The sequence below is a fragment of the Conyzicola nivalis genome (assembly GCF_040548875.1).
Taxonomy (GTDB): Bacteria; Actinomycetota; Actinomycetes; order Actinomycetales; family Microbacteriaceae; genus Conyzicola; species Conyzicola nivalis_A.
This window is the reverse complement of the sequence record NZ_JBEPSJ010000003.1, coordinates 127,115-142,073: the sequence shown is the minus strand read 5'-3', so window position 1 is coordinate 142,073 and position 14,959 is coordinate 127,115. Positions and strand designations below refer to the sequence as shown.

Annotated in this window: 17 protein-coding genes; 8 read left to right on the top strand and 9 right to left on the bottom strand. The window is 68.1% G+C overall.

The window, feature by feature from the left end:
- Positions 1–344 precede the first annotated feature (344 nt).
- Entirely contained in the window at positions 345–1,607 is a 1,263-nt protein-coding gene (ectB, locus tag ABIE21_RS13195; RefSeq protein WP_354025543.1) for a diaminobutyrate--2-oxoglutarate transaminase, read from the bottom strand.
- A 111-nt stretch (positions 1,608–1,718) separates the two neighbouring features.
- Between ectB and ABIE21_RS13190 the strand changes: the two genes are divergently transcribed.
- Both ABIE21_RS13190 and ABIE21_RS13185 read left to right on the top strand, forming a co-directional pair.
- A complete protein-coding gene (locus ABIE21_RS13190; protein ID WP_354025290.1) occupies positions 1,719–3,365 on the top strand; it encodes a BCCT family transporter in 1,647 nt (548 codons plus the stop codon).
- Positions 3,366–3,429: 64 nt separating this feature from the next.
- Positions 3,430–3,642, top strand: coding sequence for a hypothetical protein (locus tag ABIE21_RS13185; protein ID WP_354025289.1), 213 nt, complete (start codon positions 3,430–3,432; stop codon positions 3,640–3,642).
- 1 nt (position 3,643) lies between these two features.
- On the opposite strand, the gene ABIE21_RS13180 is transcribed toward ABIE21_RS13185, so the two are convergent.
- Positions 3,644–3,988, bottom strand: a complete 345-nt coding sequence (locus ABIE21_RS13180) for a hypothetical protein (RefSeq protein ID WP_354025288.1) — start codon at positions 3,986–3,988, stop codon at positions 3,644–3,646.
- Positions 3,989–4,079: 91 nt separating this feature from the next.
- Positions 4,080–4,613 carry an SRPBCC domain-containing protein gene (locus ABIE21_RS13175; protein WP_354025287.1) on the bottom strand — a complete coding sequence of 178 codons (534 nt, stop codon included), beginning with the start codon at positions 4,611–4,613 and terminating at the stop codon, positions 4,080–4,082.
- A 66-nt stretch (positions 4,614–4,679) separates the two neighbouring features.
- On the opposite strand from ABIE21_RS13175, the gene ABIE21_RS13170 reads away from it, so the two are divergent.
- The 4 genes from ABIE21_RS13170 to ABIE21_RS13155 all read left to right on the top strand — a co-directional run bounded on the left by ABIE21_RS13170 (position 4,680) and on the right by ABIE21_RS13155 (position 7,488).
- Positions 4,680–5,027 (top strand): DUF3592 domain-containing protein, encoded by a 348-nt coding sequence (locus tag ABIE21_RS13170; RefSeq protein ID WP_354025542.1) that lies wholly within the window; start codon positions 4,680–4,682, stop codon positions 5,025–5,027.
- A gap of 113 nt (positions 5,028–5,140) precedes the next feature.
- Positions 5,141–5,407, top strand: a complete 267-nt coding sequence (locus tag ABIE21_RS13165) for a hypothetical protein (RefSeq protein ID WP_354025286.1) — start codon at positions 5,141–5,143, stop codon at positions 5,405–5,407.
- Positions 5,408–5,514: 107 nt separating this feature from the next.
- The gene (locus ABIE21_RS13160; protein ID WP_354025285.1) at positions 5,515–5,919 is read left to right on the top strand and encodes a VOC family protein; all 405 of its coding nucleotides are present in this window, start codon (positions 5,515–5,517) and stop codon (positions 5,917–5,919) included.
- A gap of 63 nt (positions 5,920–5,982) precedes the next feature.
- Positions 5,983–7,488 carry a CoA-acylating methylmalonate-semialdehyde dehydrogenase gene (locus tag ABIE21_RS13155; protein ID WP_354025284.1) on the top strand — a complete coding sequence of 502 codons (1,506 nt, stop codon included), beginning with the start codon at positions 5,983–5,985 and terminating at the stop codon, positions 7,486–7,488.
- A gap of 21 nt (positions 7,489–7,509) precedes the next feature.
- Here ABIE21_RS13155 and ABIE21_RS13150 read toward each other — a convergent pair whose 3' ends face one another.
- From ABIE21_RS13150 to upp, 5 genes are all read right to left on the bottom strand, one after another.
- Entirely contained in the window at positions 7,510–8,250 is a 741-nt protein-coding gene (locus ABIE21_RS13150; RefSeq protein WP_354025283.1) for a winged helix-turn-helix domain-containing protein, read from the bottom strand.
- Positions 8,251–8,555: 305 nt separating this feature from the next.
- Positions 8,556–9,407 (bottom strand): ABC transporter permease, encoded by an 852-nt coding sequence (locus ABIE21_RS13145; protein WP_354025282.1) that lies wholly within the window; start codon positions 9,405–9,407, stop codon positions 8,556–8,558.
- Positions 9,394–10,332, bottom strand: a complete 939-nt coding sequence (locus tag ABIE21_RS13140) for an ABC transporter ATP-binding protein (protein ID WP_354025281.1) — start codon at positions 10,330–10,332, stop codon at positions 9,394–9,396. Before ABIE21_RS13140 ends, ABIE21_RS13145 begins: the two co-directional genes overlap by 14 nt.
- Positions 10,329–11,366, bottom strand: coding sequence for a LolA family protein (locus tag ABIE21_RS13135; RefSeq protein WP_354025280.1), 1,038 nt, complete (start codon positions 11,364–11,366; stop codon positions 10,329–10,331). Before ABIE21_RS13135 ends, ABIE21_RS13140 begins: the two co-directional genes overlap by 4 nt.
- A 66-nt stretch (positions 11,367–11,432) precedes the next feature.
- A complete protein-coding gene (gene upp / locus ABIE21_RS13130; RefSeq protein WP_354025279.1) occupies positions 11,433–12,068 on the bottom strand; it encodes a uracil phosphoribosyltransferase in 636 nt (211 codons plus the stop codon).
- 39 nt (positions 12,069–12,107) lie between these two features.
- Between upp and tadA the strand changes: the two genes are divergently transcribed.
- Positions 12,108–12,560, top strand: coding sequence for a tRNA adenosine(34) deaminase TadA (gene tadA / locus ABIE21_RS13125; protein WP_354025278.1), 453 nt, complete (start codon positions 12,108–12,110; stop codon positions 12,558–12,560).
- 363 nt (positions 12,561–12,923) lie between these two features.
- Here the strand turns inward: tadA and ABIE21_RS13120 are convergent, their stop codons facing one another.
- Positions 12,924–13,886 (bottom strand): cation diffusion facilitator family transporter, encoded by a 963-nt coding sequence (locus ABIE21_RS13120; protein ID WP_354025277.1) that lies wholly within the window; start codon positions 13,884–13,886, stop codon positions 12,924–12,926.
- A gap of 22 nt (positions 13,887–13,908) precedes the next feature.
- Between ABIE21_RS13120 and proC the strand changes: the two genes are divergently transcribed.
- Positions 13,909–14,739: a pyrroline-5-carboxylate reductase gene (proC, locus tag ABIE21_RS13115; RefSeq protein ID WP_354025276.1), complete on the top strand. Its 831-nt coding sequence runs from the start codon at positions 13,909–13,911 to the stop codon at positions 14,737–14,739.
- Positions 14,740–14,959 lie beyond the last annotated feature (220 nt).

Genomic DNA, 14,959 nt, shown 5'->3' with positions numbered 1-14,959 from the left:
ACGTGTCCCGGAGGGCGTGCTGCAGCCGCGGCGGCGTTGTCTCTCGGGGTGGCGGCTCCGGCGTCCAGGAGCAGCACTCGCAGTCCGGCATCCGCCGCTTCGAGAGCGAGCGACAGTCCCACCGGACCCGCCCCGACGACGCAACAGTCGAATTCCTCCGCCGCAGGAGCGGGCTCGGTGATTATCGACATTGACGCCTGCCTTCGGGAGTCTCATCGCAGGGCGCGGAAAGGGGTCACCGAAGCCGAGGACGTGGTCTGATATCTGGCAAGGAATCCTCGCACGAATGCTCGACGGCGCGCACCCCCCGGACGGGGGTCAAATCACGCGGCCATCGCCATCGCCTACGCCTTCGCGAGCACCGCTTCCACGCTCGCCGCGATGATGTCGAGGCCGCGGTTCAGGGTGGCGTCGTCGATGACGAGCGCGGGAAGCAGCTTGAGCACCTCGTCGACCGGCCCCGACGTCTCGACGACGAGTCCGCGGGTGAACGCCTCGGCCGCGACCGCCTGTGCGAGTGCCGGCATGGCGGTGCTGGCGAATCCGAAGATGAACCCGCGGCCGCGTACCTCGAGCTGCGCCTCCGGGTGGAGTGAGGCGATCGCCGCGAGCCGCTCGCGCACGATCGCCTCCTTGCGGTGCACGTCGGCGGTGAGCGCGTCGTCCTTCCAGTAGGTCTCGAGGGCCACGGTGGCACAGACGAAGGCCATGTTGTTGCCTCGGAACGTGCCGCTGTGCGATCCGCGCTTGAGAACGTCGATGTCGCGCTTGAGCAGCACGAGCGACATCGGCAGGCCGTAGCCCGACAGCGACTTCGACAGCGTCACAATGTCGGGAACGATTCCGGATGCCTCGAAGCTGAAGAACTCGCCGGTGCGACCGGAGCCGACCTGGATGTCGTCGACGATCAGCACGATTCCGTGGCGTTCGGTCAGCTCGCGGAGGCCCCGAAGCCACTCTGGGCTCGCGACGTTGATGCCGCCCTCGGCCTGGATCGTCTCGACGATGACGGCGGCGGGCAGTTCGAGGCCGCTGCTGGGGTCGTCGAGCAGCTTCTCGAGGTACGCGAGCGTATCGAGTCCGGGGAGGTAGCCGTCGAAGGGCACGAACACGACGTTGTCGAGCTCGTAGCCGGCCGCCTGGCGGAAATGCTGGTTCGCCGTGGTGGCGAGCGATCCACCGCTAACGCCGTGGAAGGCGCGCGTGAATGCCACGACCGTCGAGCGTCCGGTCGACAGGCGGGCGATCTTGAGCGCCGCCTCCACCGCGTTGGTGCCGGTGGGGCCGGTGAACTGCAGCTTGTAGTCCAGTCCACGCGGCTCGAGCACAATGCTCTGAAACGCCTCGAGGAACGCCTTCTTGGCGACGGTAGCCATGTCGAGGGAGTGCGAGATCGAGTCGCCCTCGATGTAGTCGATCAGTGCCTTCTTCATTATCGGGTTGTTGTGCCCGTAGTTGAGGGCGCCCGCACCGCTGAAGAAGTCGACGTACTCGGCGCCGTCCTGATCGATCATGATCGAGCCGACGGCACGTTCGAAGATGACCGGGAACGACCTGATGTAGCCCCGTACGTCAGACTCCATGTCTGAGAAAATATCGAGGTTCATGTCATTCGTCATCCCTCATGGTAACTACCGGGGCCGAGAGGGCGGTGACATGCGCAGGTGCGCGCGAAATGCAAAGTCGAAGTCGAAACTCTTCCGTTTTAGTCTGGGGCGGTGATCTCACCAACGCGCCGCACCCCGACCGTTCAACGATGGGTCTTCTGGCCGGCCGCGGTAGTGGTCACGATCTTCGTCGCCTTCGCCATGCTGCTTCCGGATGCCACGGAGGCGGTGTTCGACGCCGTGCAGTCGAGCATCGTGAGCAACTTCAACTGGTACTACGTGCTGCTCGCGGCATTCTTCGTCGCCTTCTGCCTGTGGATGGGCTTCAGCCGCTACGGCAACATCAAGCTCGGCAAAGACGACGACGAGCCCGAGTTCTCGCTCGGATCCTGGTTCTCGCTGCTGTTCGCGGCAGGCATGGGAATCGGCCTGGTCTTCTACGGGGTCAGCGAGCCGCTCAGCCACTTCGCCCAGCCGCGCCCCGGCGTCACCGGCACCGACAACCAGCTCGCCCAGCAGGCGTTGTCGCAGACCTACCTGCACTGGGGTGTGCACGCCTGGTCGATCTACGTCGTCATCGGCCTCGCCCTGGCATACGCGATCCACCGCCGCGGTCGCCCCGTCTCCATCCGCTGGGCGCTCGAGCCCGTGCTCGGAAAGCGGGTGCGCGGAGGCTGGGGCCACGCCATCGACGTCATCGCGCTCGTCGGAACGCTGTTCGGCGTCGCGACCTCGCTGGGCCTCGGAGTGCTGCAGATCAGCGCCGGGCTCGAGAGCGCCGGCTTCGTCGAGTCGTCGGAGCTGTTGAACGTGGGCATCATCGTCGTGATCACCGGATTCGTCCTGTTCTCGGTGCTCTCCGGGGTGTCCAAAGGCATGAAGTGGCTGTCGAACTTCAACCTCGCGCTCGCCGCGGCGCTCGTGCTGTTCGTGCTGATCGTCGGACCGTCGCAGTTCCTCCTGCGCGAGTTCGTGCAGTCGATCGGAAACTACCTGCAGAACGTGGTCGGCCTCACGTTCAACGTGAGCGCTTTCACCGGCGACGCCGGCGAGAGCTGGCAGGGCGCGTGGACCACCTTCTACTGGGCATGGTGGATATCCTGGTCGCCGTTCGTGGGCATTTTCATCGCCCGCATCTCGCGCGGGCGCACCGTGCGGCAGTTCGTGACCGGCGTCATCCTCGTGCCGACCCTCATCACGTTCCTCTGGTTCAGCGTGCTCGGCGGCACCGCGCTGTACTCGCAGCTGCACGGCGAGGGCGGGCTCGTCGGCGCAGACGGCTCAGTCAACGTCGAAGGTGCGCTGTTCGCCGCCCTCGGCCAGCTGCCGGGCGGCTCGGTGCTGGTGATCGGGGCGATCATCCTCATCGCCATCTTCTTCATCACCTCGGCCGACTCCGGCTCGCTGGTGATGAGCATGATCGCGACAGGCGGGCAGATCGAGCCGAAGGGCTGGATCCGGGTGTTCTTCACCTGCATCACCTCGCTGCTCGCCATCGCCCTGCTGCTGTCGGGCGGGCTGGAGGCACTGAAGACGGCGGCGATCATCATCGCCCTGCCGTTCTCCGTGATCATGATCGCCATCTGCTGGTCGACGGTCGTCGCCTTCAATCGCGAGCTGCGGGCGTACGACAAGGCGGAACGCGCCGCGCTCCTCGACCGCATCGGCGACTACTACGGCCTCGAAGTCGAGGAGCCCACCGAGCGCGGGGTCTTCGGCGGCTCGCTTTTGAGCCGGATGCGCCGCAAGAACAACTGATCGGGCGCGCTACGGTTGGTTTGAGACGACGACGTCGCGCTGGCAGGCGCGGGAGGGACCGATGATGGGGAACGACCCGAGTTCGAGCGAATCCGCCGGCACCGCGGTCTGGTACTTCGTGGGCGCGACGTTCCTGTTTGCGGGCTCGACGTTCCTGGGATCGGCAGACGACGGGGGAGCCAGTCCCTTCGGCATCATCGCCGGCATCGCAGGCGCCGTGGTGCTCGTGGCGGGACTCTGGGTCTTCTCACGAGAGTGGAAGGGCAAGCGCAAGTAGTTCAGCTGTTCGGCACCGGCTCGTCGAACATCGCGCATACGGCCCCGCGGAGGAGCTCGTCGTAGGCAGCGGCAGCCTCCCGTTCGTCGATCCCGAACGTCGTCGACACGAGTATCGACAGGGTGCGAGTTCCGGCGGAGTCGGTATAGGTATGGGTGGTGTAGCCGGGGAGGCTCCCGGGGTGACCCCAGACGACTCCGCACAAGGTCCTGCGTTTCTCGAGCCCGAGACCGTAGCGGTCGAAGCCGACGGTGGTCCGCATCTGCTCGAGCAGGTCCGGCGTAGTGAGCTCGCCCGACTGGAGGGCGAGTGCGAACCGGGGCCAGGGCCTCGGCGTCCGGCTCATAGCCACGGGCGAGATCGCCGTTCACGTCGGACGCATCGGTCGCGAGGTAGGTAGACCCCAAACCGAGGGCCGCGGTGCCCGGGAAGTGCCCCTAGTCGCCCTCGACCCGTTCACGCAGCGCGGCATTCATCGCGTGGGACGACGGCGCCGTGTCATCCCGAAGCATGTCCGTCACGAACAGCACGGCCACTCCGCGGAACAGCTCGCTCTGGGTGAACACGGTGCTGCCGTCGTCCTGTTGTTCCAGCGTGAAGCTGTGCTCGCCGTCGAAGACGCCGACGACGCCCACGTGACCCTCCCAGCGCAGCAGCCGCGGCGCCTCGACCTGGCGCACGGTGGGCGTGAAGTCCATGCCGTCGTTCGAGAACGAGACCGTCGCCCCCTCGCGCAGGTCGCCGGTCATGCCGGTGAGCGTGGGATTCCATTCGTCGTACGCGTCGAAGTCGGTGAGAACCGCCCAGACCTCGTCTGGACTCGCGTCGATGGTGGTGCTGGTCTCGATGGAGTACGGATGCGCCCGCTGCCACAACGCGCCGATCGTCAGCAGCGCGAGAATGGTCACCCCGCCGACGGCCGCCCGCCGGAAGTCGAACCGCCGCTTGTCGCCGCGCAGCTCGTTGGTCATGGCTACAGTCAATCACCCCGGCGCGGGCGACTCGTCGGAGCCGAGCTACACTCACAGAACTGATGAATATTCCCCGAGGCGATCCAGCAGCCGGGCAGCACTCGCGCTCCGATCGGGCAGCCCAGGGGCCACCGCTACTGCCCCGAGTACCGGTTCGAGACCACTGAAGGCGACGTTCACTTCCTCGAGGTCAGTTCCGGATGCGCCTCCGATCCCGACGAGGTCGACATCGGTCACCACGCCGACATCGTCTACGACCCGGCCGACCCGTCCGTGGCGTACCTGACCGACGGCGGCAACACGTGGGTCGGCTTCGCCCTGGGCGGCGGCGCCTTCTTCGCCGGGTCGGCGCTCACGGTCGCACTAGCGGTAGGCGTCGTGCGCAAACGGTCGAGGCCAAAGTCTCGGAGCTGAGCGGGCGCCTTCGAGCACGGATGATTCTCTGCCCGAGATTCCCTCTTGGCGTGTCGCGCGCGACGAATCTACACTAGTGACATTCGAACACACGTTCGAGTGTTGGGAGAATCATGACATTGGTACGAGGCCCGGTGGCCGTCTGGATCGACGACGACGGCAAGCCGTCACGGCTGGTCTGGGAGGGGCAGCGGTATCGGGTCTCCGACGAGCCGACCGCTCTCGCCGACTTCCTCGACGAGCGCATCACGCACCTGCCCGTCGTGCCGCCCGTGGGTTGGCGGTTCCAGGGCACCGACGACTCGGGTCGCAGCCGCGTGTTCGACGTGCGCTTCGACCCGGCCAGATCGCAGTGGATCCTCGTCGGCACCTACGCCTGAGCGACGGCCACCGTCCACGCTCGACGGTCGAGAAGCGCCCGCCCGGTGTCGGCTGCCGGGTCTACGTTGTTGGTGGGAGGCATACACGACAACGAAGGGAAACACCGATGTTAAGAGGACTCACCACCGTCGCCTATCAGTCCGCCGACCTCGACGCAGCGAAGCGCTGGTACTCGGGCGTGCTCGGCATCGAGCCGTACTACACCCGCACCGAGTACGTAGAATTCCGCGTCGGCGACTACGAGCACGAGCTCGGCATCCTCGACAGCAAGTACCTCCCCGACCTGGGCGGCGAACAGCAGTCGGGCACTCCCGGGGGTGCCATCGTCTACTGGCACGTCGACGACGCCCAGGCGGCCTACGACCGCCTGATAGAACTCGGCGCGACCCCACACCAGCCCCCACGAAACTTCGGCGAGAACTTCGTGGGCGCTGCCGTCGTCGACCCGTTCGGCAACATCCTCGGCATCATGCAGAATCCGCACTACCTCGAGGTCGTCGAGAGGCGCTAGAACCCAGCGGGTGCCGACTCGTAGGGTGTACTCATTGCGTCCACTCTCCGAGCGAGGAACACCATGACCGACACGTCCGCTCTCCCCATCGTCCAGCACTACATCGACGGCGCGACCGTCGAGAGTGCGAGCGGCCGCACGGCCCCCGTGTTCGATCCGGCCCTGGGCGAGCAGACCAAGACCGTCGCGCTGGCCGACGCCGCCGAGATCGACTCGGCGGTCGCCGCGGCCAAGGCCGCCTTCCCGGCCTGGCGCGACACGTCGATCACAAAGCGCCAGCAGGTGCTGTTCCGTTTCCGTGAGCTGCTCAATGAGCGCAAGGGCGAGCTCGCGGCGATCCTCACCTCCGAGCACGGCAAGGTGCTGTCCGACGCGCTCGGCGAGATCACCCGCGGCCTCGAGGTCGTCGAGCTGGCCACCGGTTTTCCGCACCTGATCAAGGGCGAGTACTCCGAGCAGGTGTCGACCGGCGTCGACGTGTACTCCACCAAGCAGCCGCTCGGCGTCGTCGGCATCATCAGCCCGTTCAACTTCCCGGCGATGGTGCCGATGTGGTTCTTCCCGATCGCGATAGCCGTGGGCAACACGGTGGTGCTCAAGCCGAGTGAGAAGGACCCGTCGGCGGCGAACTGGCTGGCCGCGCTCTTCAGCGAGGCCGGACTGCCCGACGGCGTGCTCAACGTGCTGCACGGCGACAAGGAAGCGGTCGACGGACTGCTGACGCACCCCGACGTGAAGTCGATCTCGTTCGTCGGATCGACCCCGATCGCCCGGTACATCTACGAGACGGCATCGAAGAACGGCAAGCGTGTGCAGGCGCTCGGCGGCGCGAAGAACCACATGCTCGTACTGCCCGACGCCGATCTCGACCTCGTGGCCGACTCGGCGATCAACGCCGGATTCGGCTCCGCGGGAGAGCGCTGCATGGCCATCTCGGTCGTCGTCGCGGTGGAGCCCGTCGCCGACGAGCTGATCGAGAAGATCAAACAGCGGATGTCGTCGCTGACGGTAGGCGACGGACGCCGCTCCTGCGACATGGGGCCCCTGATCACCGAGGTGCACCGCGACAAGGTGGCGAGCTACATCGACGTCGCGATCGCCGACGGAGCGGATGTCGTGGTCGACGGCCGCGGAATAGAGGTCGACGGGGCATCCGACGGTTTCTGGCTCGGACCGACGCTCATCGACAAGGTGCCGCTCACGTCACGTGTCTACACCGAGGAGATCTTCGGGCCGGTGCTGTCGGTTGTGCGGGTCGCGTCGTATGAAGACGGGGTGGCGCTCATCAACGACGGCGCGTTCGGCAACGGCACCGCTATCTTCACCAACGACGGCGGTGCTGCCCGACGGTTCCAGAACGAGATCGAGGTGGGGATGATCGGCATCAACGTGCCGATCCCCGTGCCCGTCGCCTACTACTCCTTCGGTGGATTCAAAGACTCGATCTTCGGCGACTCGAAGGCGTACGGCCTGCAGGGCTTCCACTTCTTCACGCGCGAGAAGGCGATCACCGCCCGCTGGCTCGACCCGAGCCACGGCGGGATCAACCTGGGGTTCCCGCAGAACTGACGCCGAGGGCCGGCGACCGCGTCAGATGAAGTCGGGGCTGGGCGTGGTCGCCTGGCGGATCGAGACGTCGGCGTGACGGTCGAAGCGGTAGCCGACGCCGCGCACGGTGCGCACGATGTCCTCGTAGGCGCCGAGCTTGGAGCGCAGACGGCGCACGTGAACGTCGATGGTGCGCTCGTTGGGGATCTCGTCGTCGCCGGCGGCCCAGAGCGAGCTGATGAGCTCGGCACGGTCGATCGTGCGGCCCTCGCGCAGCACCAGGTACTGCAGCAGCTCGAACTCCTTGTAGGTGAGGGGAGCGGTCTCGCCGTCGAGCAGCAGGCGCTTGCGCGAGATGTCGATGACGACTCCGCCGCGCGGCTTCGCCTCGACCGCGGGAGTCTGGCGCTGGCGGGCGAGGGCGGCGGGGTCCTGCAGGGCGAGACGCACGACGTCGACGTCACGGCCGCCGGCACCCTGCGGTGCGAGGGCGACTGCGGCGTAGGTCTCGGCGTTGGGCACCAGGCCGGCGACGAGGTTCTTGAGCTGTTCGACGATCTGGCCGAGGTCGGTGCCGGCCAGCTCGGCCTTCAGCTCGTCGACACCCACGTAGAGAACGAAGCCGCGGGCCTCGGTTCCGGCGGGAACGGCGCGCAATCGAGGCTGGGCCGCATCCGTCGATTCGATCGGTGCCGGCGCGAACTGCTGCTCGGCTGCGACGAGGCTACGAGCGCTCGGGGCGGAGAAAGAGGTGGTCGGACGGTCGAGAGTTGCGAGTGACATGAGTCGGAAGAATCCTTGAAAGGGGTGAAGGGCCTCTAATGATGAGGGTGTGATTCCTTCTGGGTATATCTGGGTCGTGCGGTGCAGGATGGCTCCGTAATGAAAGGAGACAACCGGGAGTCAGATCTCAAGGATGAAAATCTCACTCGGCGAGGGGTTGGCCGTTAGGCGCACATTCGACAACACATCGCGCTGGCCGGCATCATGCCGGCGGTCCCGCGAGCCGCAAGGCCAGACAGGGAGAGCGCGTGGAAAGTCATAGAGGCAACTATCTTGCATAGTTACGCCGCGTGTCAAGCTCGGTCTCAGCTCAACACGTCCTTGGTGGCGAACCGTCCGTAGGCCAAGGCGCCGAACACGGCGATGTAGCCGAGCTGCAGCAGCGCGTTCTCGCCGAACACGGTGAGGTCGACGGGTGTGCGCAGCAGGTCGGCGAATCCGAGCCAGTGGTGGGTGAACAGCCAGGGATGGATGACCTCGAGCTGGGGCAGCGCGTCGAGGATCTGGCTCACCGCCGAGAGCACGATCGTGGCGGCCATCGCCCCCACCGGCACGGTCGTCAGTGTGGAGATGAAGAGCCCGATCGCGCTGAGGCCGAGCAGCGAGACGGTCACGTAGCCGGCGAACAGCGCGGCCCTCAGCGCGAACCCGTCGACTCCGATGGTGTCGCCGGAGAGCAAGGTCACCGGTCCGACGGGGAAGAGCGCGGCGCCGATCAGCACTCCGGTGATCACGATCAGGAGGGTGGCGACGAGGCAGAAGGCCGCGGCTCCGGCGTACTTCACCAGCAGCAGGCGCACCCGGCCGGCGGGGGCGGCGAGCAGGTAGCGCAGCGTGCCGAGACTCGCCTCGCCCGCGATCGTGTCGCCGGCGACCACTCCGACGGTGAGCGGCAGGAACAGCGGCACAGACACCACGAGCGCGGTCAACGCGACGAACAGGCCGTTCTGGGTGATGCTCGAGAGAAACGGCGGGCCGCCACCCCGGCCGTCGGAGTCGGAGAGCCGCACAGCCACCGCGATCAGCACCGGCACCGCGGCGAGGGCGGCGAGCATGGCCCATGTGCGCCGACGGCGGAAGAGCACGCCGAGCTCCGACCCGAGCAGGGCGAGCCCGGTCGAGCGGCCCTCGGCGGCGCGGAGCTCACTCGGCGACATCGAATCCCTCCCCGGTGAGCGCGACGAAGCGGTCCTCGAGCGAGGCGCCGGCAGCCGCGATGCCGCGCACCCGCACGCCGGCGCGCACGAGCGCCTCGGTGACGACCTCGGGCTGGATACCCGCGGGCAGCTCGGCGGTGATCTCGTCGCCGTCGCCGTCGGGTGCGAGCCCCAGCGTCGCCAGCACCCGGCGTGCCTCGGCGGGATCCGGCGTGCGCACCGTGATGCGCACGGTGCCCTCGGCGCGCAGCTCGTCGAGCGAGCCCTGGGCGACGAGGCGGCCGGTGCTCATCACCGCGACGTGGGTGCATACCTGCTCCACCTCGGCGAGCAGGTGGCTGGACAGGAACACCGTGGTGCCCTCGTCGGCGAGCGAGCGGATGAGCGACCGCACCTCGCGGGTGCCCTGCGGGTCGAGGCCGTTGGTGGGCTCGTCGAGGGTCAGCAGGTCGCGCGGCGTCAGCAGCGCGTTGGCCAGACCGAGACGCTGCTTCATGCCGAGCGAGTAGGCGTGGGCGGCCTTGCGTGCCGCGTGCCCGAGCCCGACGCGGTCGAGAGCGGCGTCGACACGGGCGGAGCGGGTGGCGGATGGCGCGTGCCGATTGGCCGTATCGAAGCGCCGCAGGTTCTCGCGGCCGGAGAGGAAGGGGTAGAACGCCGGTCCCTCGACGAGGGCGCCCACCCGGGGGAGAACCTCGGCCGCGGCATCCGGAATCTCCCTGCCCAGCACCCGGATCTCGCCCTCCGTCGCCGAGGCCAGCCCGAGCAGCATACGGATCGTCGTGGTCTTGCCCGACCCGTTCGGGCCGAGGAAGCCGAACACGGATCCGCGGGGCACCGCCAGCGCGAGCTCGTCGACCGCGGTCTGCCGCCCGAACGTCTTGCTGAGCGCGTGGGTCTCGATCGCGAGGTCGGCGGGGCTCACTGCGCGGCGGCGGCCTGGAGCGTCTCGGTGCCGACGGCGCCGACGAGCACGCGTCCGTCGTCGGCGAGCATCACGGAGACGAGGCTGGTGCTGAGCACCCGTCCGCCGTCGACCTTCGTGGTCAACCGGTCGAGCATCGGGGCGCGGGCTCCGACGGGCACCTCTCCGGCGGGGATCACGACGACAGCGTCCCAGCCGTCGCCGACGACGGTCGGCTCGGGATGGGCCGCCGGCGCGGCGTCCGGCACGTCGCCGGTCACGGTCTTCTCGGTGACGGTGACGTCGCTGGGCGGCGCGAACTCGAACAGGGAAGCGTCGGGGGCGTCGAAGCTGATCTTGCTGAAGCGCACGTCGAAGGCCGGTTCGGACTGGCCCTTCGCGGTGACGCTCGCGCCGAGCGGCAGGCCGGTCTCGGCGTCGACGCTCAGCACCACGGAGTCGACCAGGGTGTCGGCGTCGCCGGGGGTGAGCCTCAGCTCGTACGCCGCGCGGCCCGCGACGCGCGCGGTGTCGACGACCTCGATCTCGGTGGAGGGCTCGATCGCGGCGAGGAGCCTCTGGGCCGCCTCGGCGGGTGTCACCGTGGTGGTCTTCGCGGCGGCGGCGTCGGCCGGAGCCGTGAGGTGCACGGCTTCCTTCTTCTTCGAGTCGTAGAGCCAGACGCTGTCGCCGTTGCGGATCGCGTCGCGCTCGGCGAACCGGTCGAGCACCTGCACCCGCTGGGTGGTGGGTCCGCCGACGAAGACGTTGGCCGTGTGCGAACCGGTGATCAGTTCGAGGGCGGATGCCGCGGAGTCGCCCCCCGGCGTCTGGCCGAGGGCCGAGACATCCGGGAGTCCCATGTCGGACGACTGCTCGACGGTGCCCGAGTACGCGGTGCCCGCGCTGTCGGCGACCAGCTCGAGCAGCTGTTGCGGGCTCTTCTCGGGCAGCGTCGGGTCGGCGTTCGCGGCGGCGGGCACGGCGATTGCGGCGGTGACGATGACCACGGGGACTACTGCGGCTGGGATCCAGCGCTTGGAGTTTCTGTTCACGGCGGGCGACCTTTCGAACACGTCAAATGCGACGGTACGCCCGATTGCTCAATGTGCGCTGGGGGTTTACACGAGCCCGTAGAGGCGGTCTCCGGCGTCGCCGAGGCCGGGGACGATGAAACCCTGCTCGTTGAGCTTCTCGTCGACGGCGCCGAGCACGATGGTCACGTCGCCTCGGCCGGCCATGGCCGTCTCGACGGCGGCGAGGCCCTCGGGGGCGGCGATGAGGCACACGGCGGTCACGTCTTCTGCGCCGCGCGCGAAGAGGAAGTCGATCGCGGCGATGAGGGAGCCGCCGGTGGCGAGCATCGGGTCGAGCACGAAGCACTGGCGGCCCGACAGGTCGTCGGGCAGACGCTCGGCGTAGGTGGTGGGCTGGAGGGTCTCCTCGTCGCGCACCATGCCGAGGAATCCGACCTCGGCGGTGGGCACCAGCTTGACCATGCCTTCGAGCATTCCGAGCCCGGCGCGGAGGATCGGGACGACGAGCGGGCGGGGCGTGCTGATCGCGAGCCCCTGCGTCTCGGCCACGGGGGTCTGCACGGTGACGACCTCGGTGCGCACGTTGCGGGTTGCCTCGTAGGCGAGCAGCGTCATGAGCTCTTCGGCGAGAGCACGGAACGTCGGCGACGGGGTCGTCTTGTCGCGCAGCACGGTGAGCTTGTGCGTGATGAGCGGATGGTCGGCAACGTGAACTCGCATGTGCCCAATCTACTTCAGCCCAGCGCCTAGGCTCGCTGCATGGGCCAGTACGAAGAGTGGATGCACGAGGCGATCGCGGATGCGCGCCTCGCGTTCGACACGGGCGACGTTCCTGTCGCGGCGTTCATCCTCGACGGCGACGGAAAGCGCATCGGCTCGGGCCGCAACGAGCGCGAACTGCACAAGGACCCGACCGCCCACGCCGAGGTGCTCGCGATCCGGGAGGCGGCGGCCGCGCTGAGCGACTGGCACCTGCTCGACACGACTCTGGTCGTCACCCTCGAGCCGTGCATCATGTGCGCGGGCGCGATCCTCAACTCGCGGATCCCGCGCGTCGTCTTCGGCGCCTGGGACGAGAAGGCCGGCGCCGTGGGCAGCGTCTACGACCTGCTGCGCGACCGTCGGCTCAACCACCGTGTGGAGGTCGTCGCGGGCGTCGAGGCCGAGGCCTGCGCCGACCTGCTGCTCGACTTCTTCACGCAGCGCCGCTAGAGCCGCCCCGCCGACTCGCGTCGCTGACCGGCGCCCCGCCCGCCGGTGCCGCTCGCCGCCCCCGCCCGTCCCGCCGCGCCACTGGGCGCCCTAGCCGCGGGCGGCCGCTGAGCCCGTCGAAGCGGCGCTGGGTGGCCATTTGTGCACGGTTTCTCGCGGTATGTGGAGCCACAACTGGCCACCCAGCGAACCGGCGCATCACAGCGCCGCGACCGGCGCGCGACCGGCGCGCGAGAGTGCAGTTGCGCCCCCAATCGCCGCGTGAAAACGGGCGATAAGTGCACTTCGGTGGAACAGCGGCCCTCCGACAGGCTCCGGGACCGACAGGCTCCGGGACCGACAGGCTCGGGGAGCGGTATGGGGCTAGTCGGCGGCCTTGATCACGAACGAGTCGGTGGCCGGGTTGGCCTCGTTCGGCGGCATGTACACGTCGGGCTCGATGTAGATGATGCGGGCGACCGGGACGGCGGCACGGATGCTGACCTCGAGCTCGTTGATGTCGTTCGCCACGTCGGCGAGCTTGCGCGACCGGGCGAAGGCGACCTTCGCGCCGACGAGCAGCTCCTCCGGGCCCAGGTACAGCGTCTTCATGTGGATGAGCGCCTCGACCTGCGGCTGGGCGTTGATCGCGTTGCGGATCGCGTCGGTGTCGGCGACGCTGGCACCCTCGCCCACCAGAAGGCTCTTGGTCTCGATGCCGAGCACGATAGCGACGAGCACCAGCAGGATGCCGATCGCGAGGGTGCCCAGGGCGTCGAAGAGCGAGTTGCCCGTGAGGATGGTGAGGCCGACGCCGAACAGGGCGAGCAGCAGTCCGATCAGCGCGGCGAAGTCCTCGAGCAGGACGACAGGCAGCTCCGGCGACTTCGAGCGACGGATGAACTGCACCCAGCCCTGCTTGCCGCGAACGTGGTTCGACTCGCGGATCGCGGTACGGAACGAGAAGCTCTCGAGCCCGATCGCGACGATCAGCACGACGATCGGCAGCCACGCGTTCTCGAGTTCGTGCGGGTGCTGGATCTTCTCGATGCCCTCGTAGATCGAGAAGACGCCGCCGATGGAGAACAGGATGATGGAGACGACGAAGGCGTAGACGTAGCGTTCACGCCCGAAGCCGAACGGATGCTCCGCGTTGGCTTTCTTCTTCGCCTTGCGTCCGCCGAGCAGCAGCAGACCCTGGTTGCCGGTGTCGGCGAGGGAGTGCACGCCCTCGGCGAGCATGGAGCTCGACCCGGAGAAGGCGAAGGCGATGAACTTCGTGACCGCGATTCCCAGGTTTGCGAGGAGTGCCGCGACGATTGCCTTGTTCCCACCGGATGCGCTCATGGGGCAATCCTAGAATGCTCCTATGACCGTCACTCTCCCCAGCATCGCCATTCTCGGAACGGGTTCGATGGGAGGAGCCATCCTCAGCGGCCTGCTCAACCCCGGCGTCGGGGTCACCGGCGGCATCCGTGTCACCAACCGCTCGGCGGAGAAGGCCGAGCGGCTCGCCGCCGACGGGGTCACCTCGCTCGCGACATCCGTCGACCCGGACGCCAACCGCATCGCCGTCGCCGGCGCACGCATCGTGCTCATCGGCGTCAAGCCGGGCATGGTTCCCGACCTGTTGCGCGAGATCGCCGACAGCCTCGAGCCCGACGCCATCGTTGTGAGCGTCGCGGCCGGCGTCACGATCGAGACGATGGAGGCGCTGGTTCCCGGCGCCGTGCTGCGTTCGATGCCGAACACGCCATCGGTCGTCGGGCTCGGAGTCACGGGACTCGCGGCGGGAACCCGGTCGAGCGACGACGACCTCGCGATCGTGCGGCAGCTCTTCGAGACCGTGGGCGACGTGCTCGTGATCCCGGAGTCGAAGATCGACGCGCTCAGCACCATCTCGGGCTCCGGCCCGGCGTACGTGTACTTCCTCATCGAGCAGCTCACGCGCACCGCCATCGGCCTCGGGTTCACGGCGGAGCAGGCGTCGACCATGGTCGACGGCACGTTCATCGGGGCGACGCAGCTGCTGGCCGCATCCGATTCCACACCTGCTGAGCTGCGCGCCAAGGTGACGAGCCCCAAGGGCACGACCGAGCGGGCGATCACAGAGCTCGAGGCCGCCGATCTCACCGCGGTGTTCGACCGCGCGACAGCGGCCGCACTCGCGCGGGCCGAAGAGCTCGCCAGCGGCTGCTGATCTCCCAGAGGACGCGTGCCGCTGTCAGGGCCGACGCGACGGCGGGATCGCCCTGAGCAGCGTCTCGCGGCGATACCAATCCGCCCGGCCCATCGGCTCCGAACTCCGGAGGGACGGAGACCGATGATGATTCCGATGCCGGGTCGTAGCGCCTAGCGGCAACCGCTCCCGTTGGCAATGGGCTAGTGGTTTCGTGACGGGGCACCATGCGTTCAGCGTC

What these genes read in the sequence shown, in the direction of transcription:
- upp (WP_354025279.1), bottom strand. Translation starts at nt 12,068, where the DNA reads ATGCGAGTTCACGTTGCCGACCATCCGCTCATCACGCACAAGCTCACC.
- ABIE21_RS13165 (WP_354025286.1), top strand. Translation starts at nt 5,141, where the DNA reads ATGACATTGGTACGAGGCCCGGTGGCCGTCTGGATCGACGACGACGGC.
- ABIE21_RS13120 (WP_354025277.1), bottom strand. Translation starts at nt 13,886, where the DNA reads ATGAGCGCATCCGGTGGGAACAAGGCAATCGTCGCGGCACTCCTCGCA.
- ectB (WP_354025543.1), bottom strand. Translation starts at nt 1,607, where the DNA reads ATGAACCTCGATATTTTCTCAGACATGGAGTCTGACGTACGGGGCTAC.
- ABIE21_RS13145 (WP_354025282.1), bottom strand. Translation starts at nt 9,407, where the DNA reads ATGTCGCCGAGTGAGCTCCGCGCCGCCGAGGGCCGCTCGACCGGGCTC.
- ABIE21_RS13185 (WP_354025289.1), top strand. Translation starts at nt 3,430, where the DNA reads ATGGGGAACGACCCGAGTTCGAGCGAATCCGCCGGCACCGCGGTCTGG.
- ABIE21_RS13180 (WP_354025288.1), bottom strand. Translation starts at nt 3,988, where the DNA reads ATGAGCCGGACGCCGAGGCCCTGGCCCCGGTTCGCACTCGCCCTCCAG.
- tadA (WP_354025278.1), top strand. Translation starts at nt 12,108, where the DNA reads ATGGGCCAGTACGAAGAGTGGATGCACGAGGCGATCGCGGATGCGCGC.
- ABIE21_RS13155 (WP_354025284.1), top strand. Translation starts at nt 5,983, where the DNA reads ATGACCGACACGTCCGCTCTCCCCATCGTCCAGCACTACATCGACGGC.
- ABIE21_RS13175 (WP_354025287.1), bottom strand. Translation starts at nt 4,613, where the DNA reads ATGACCAACGAGCTGCGCGGCGACAAGCGGCGGTTCGACTTCCGGCGG.
- ABIE21_RS13150 (WP_354025283.1), bottom strand. Translation starts at nt 8,250, where the DNA reads ATGTCACTCGCAACTCTCGACCGTCCGACCACCTCTTTCTCCGCCCCG.
- ABIE21_RS13160 (WP_354025285.1), top strand. Translation starts at nt 5,515, where the DNA reads ATGTTAAGAGGACTCACCACCGTCGCCTATCAGTCCGCCGACCTCGAC.
- proC (WP_354025276.1), top strand. Translation starts at nt 13,909, where the DNA reads ATGACCGTCACTCTCCCCAGCATCGCCATTCTCGGAACGGGTTCGATG.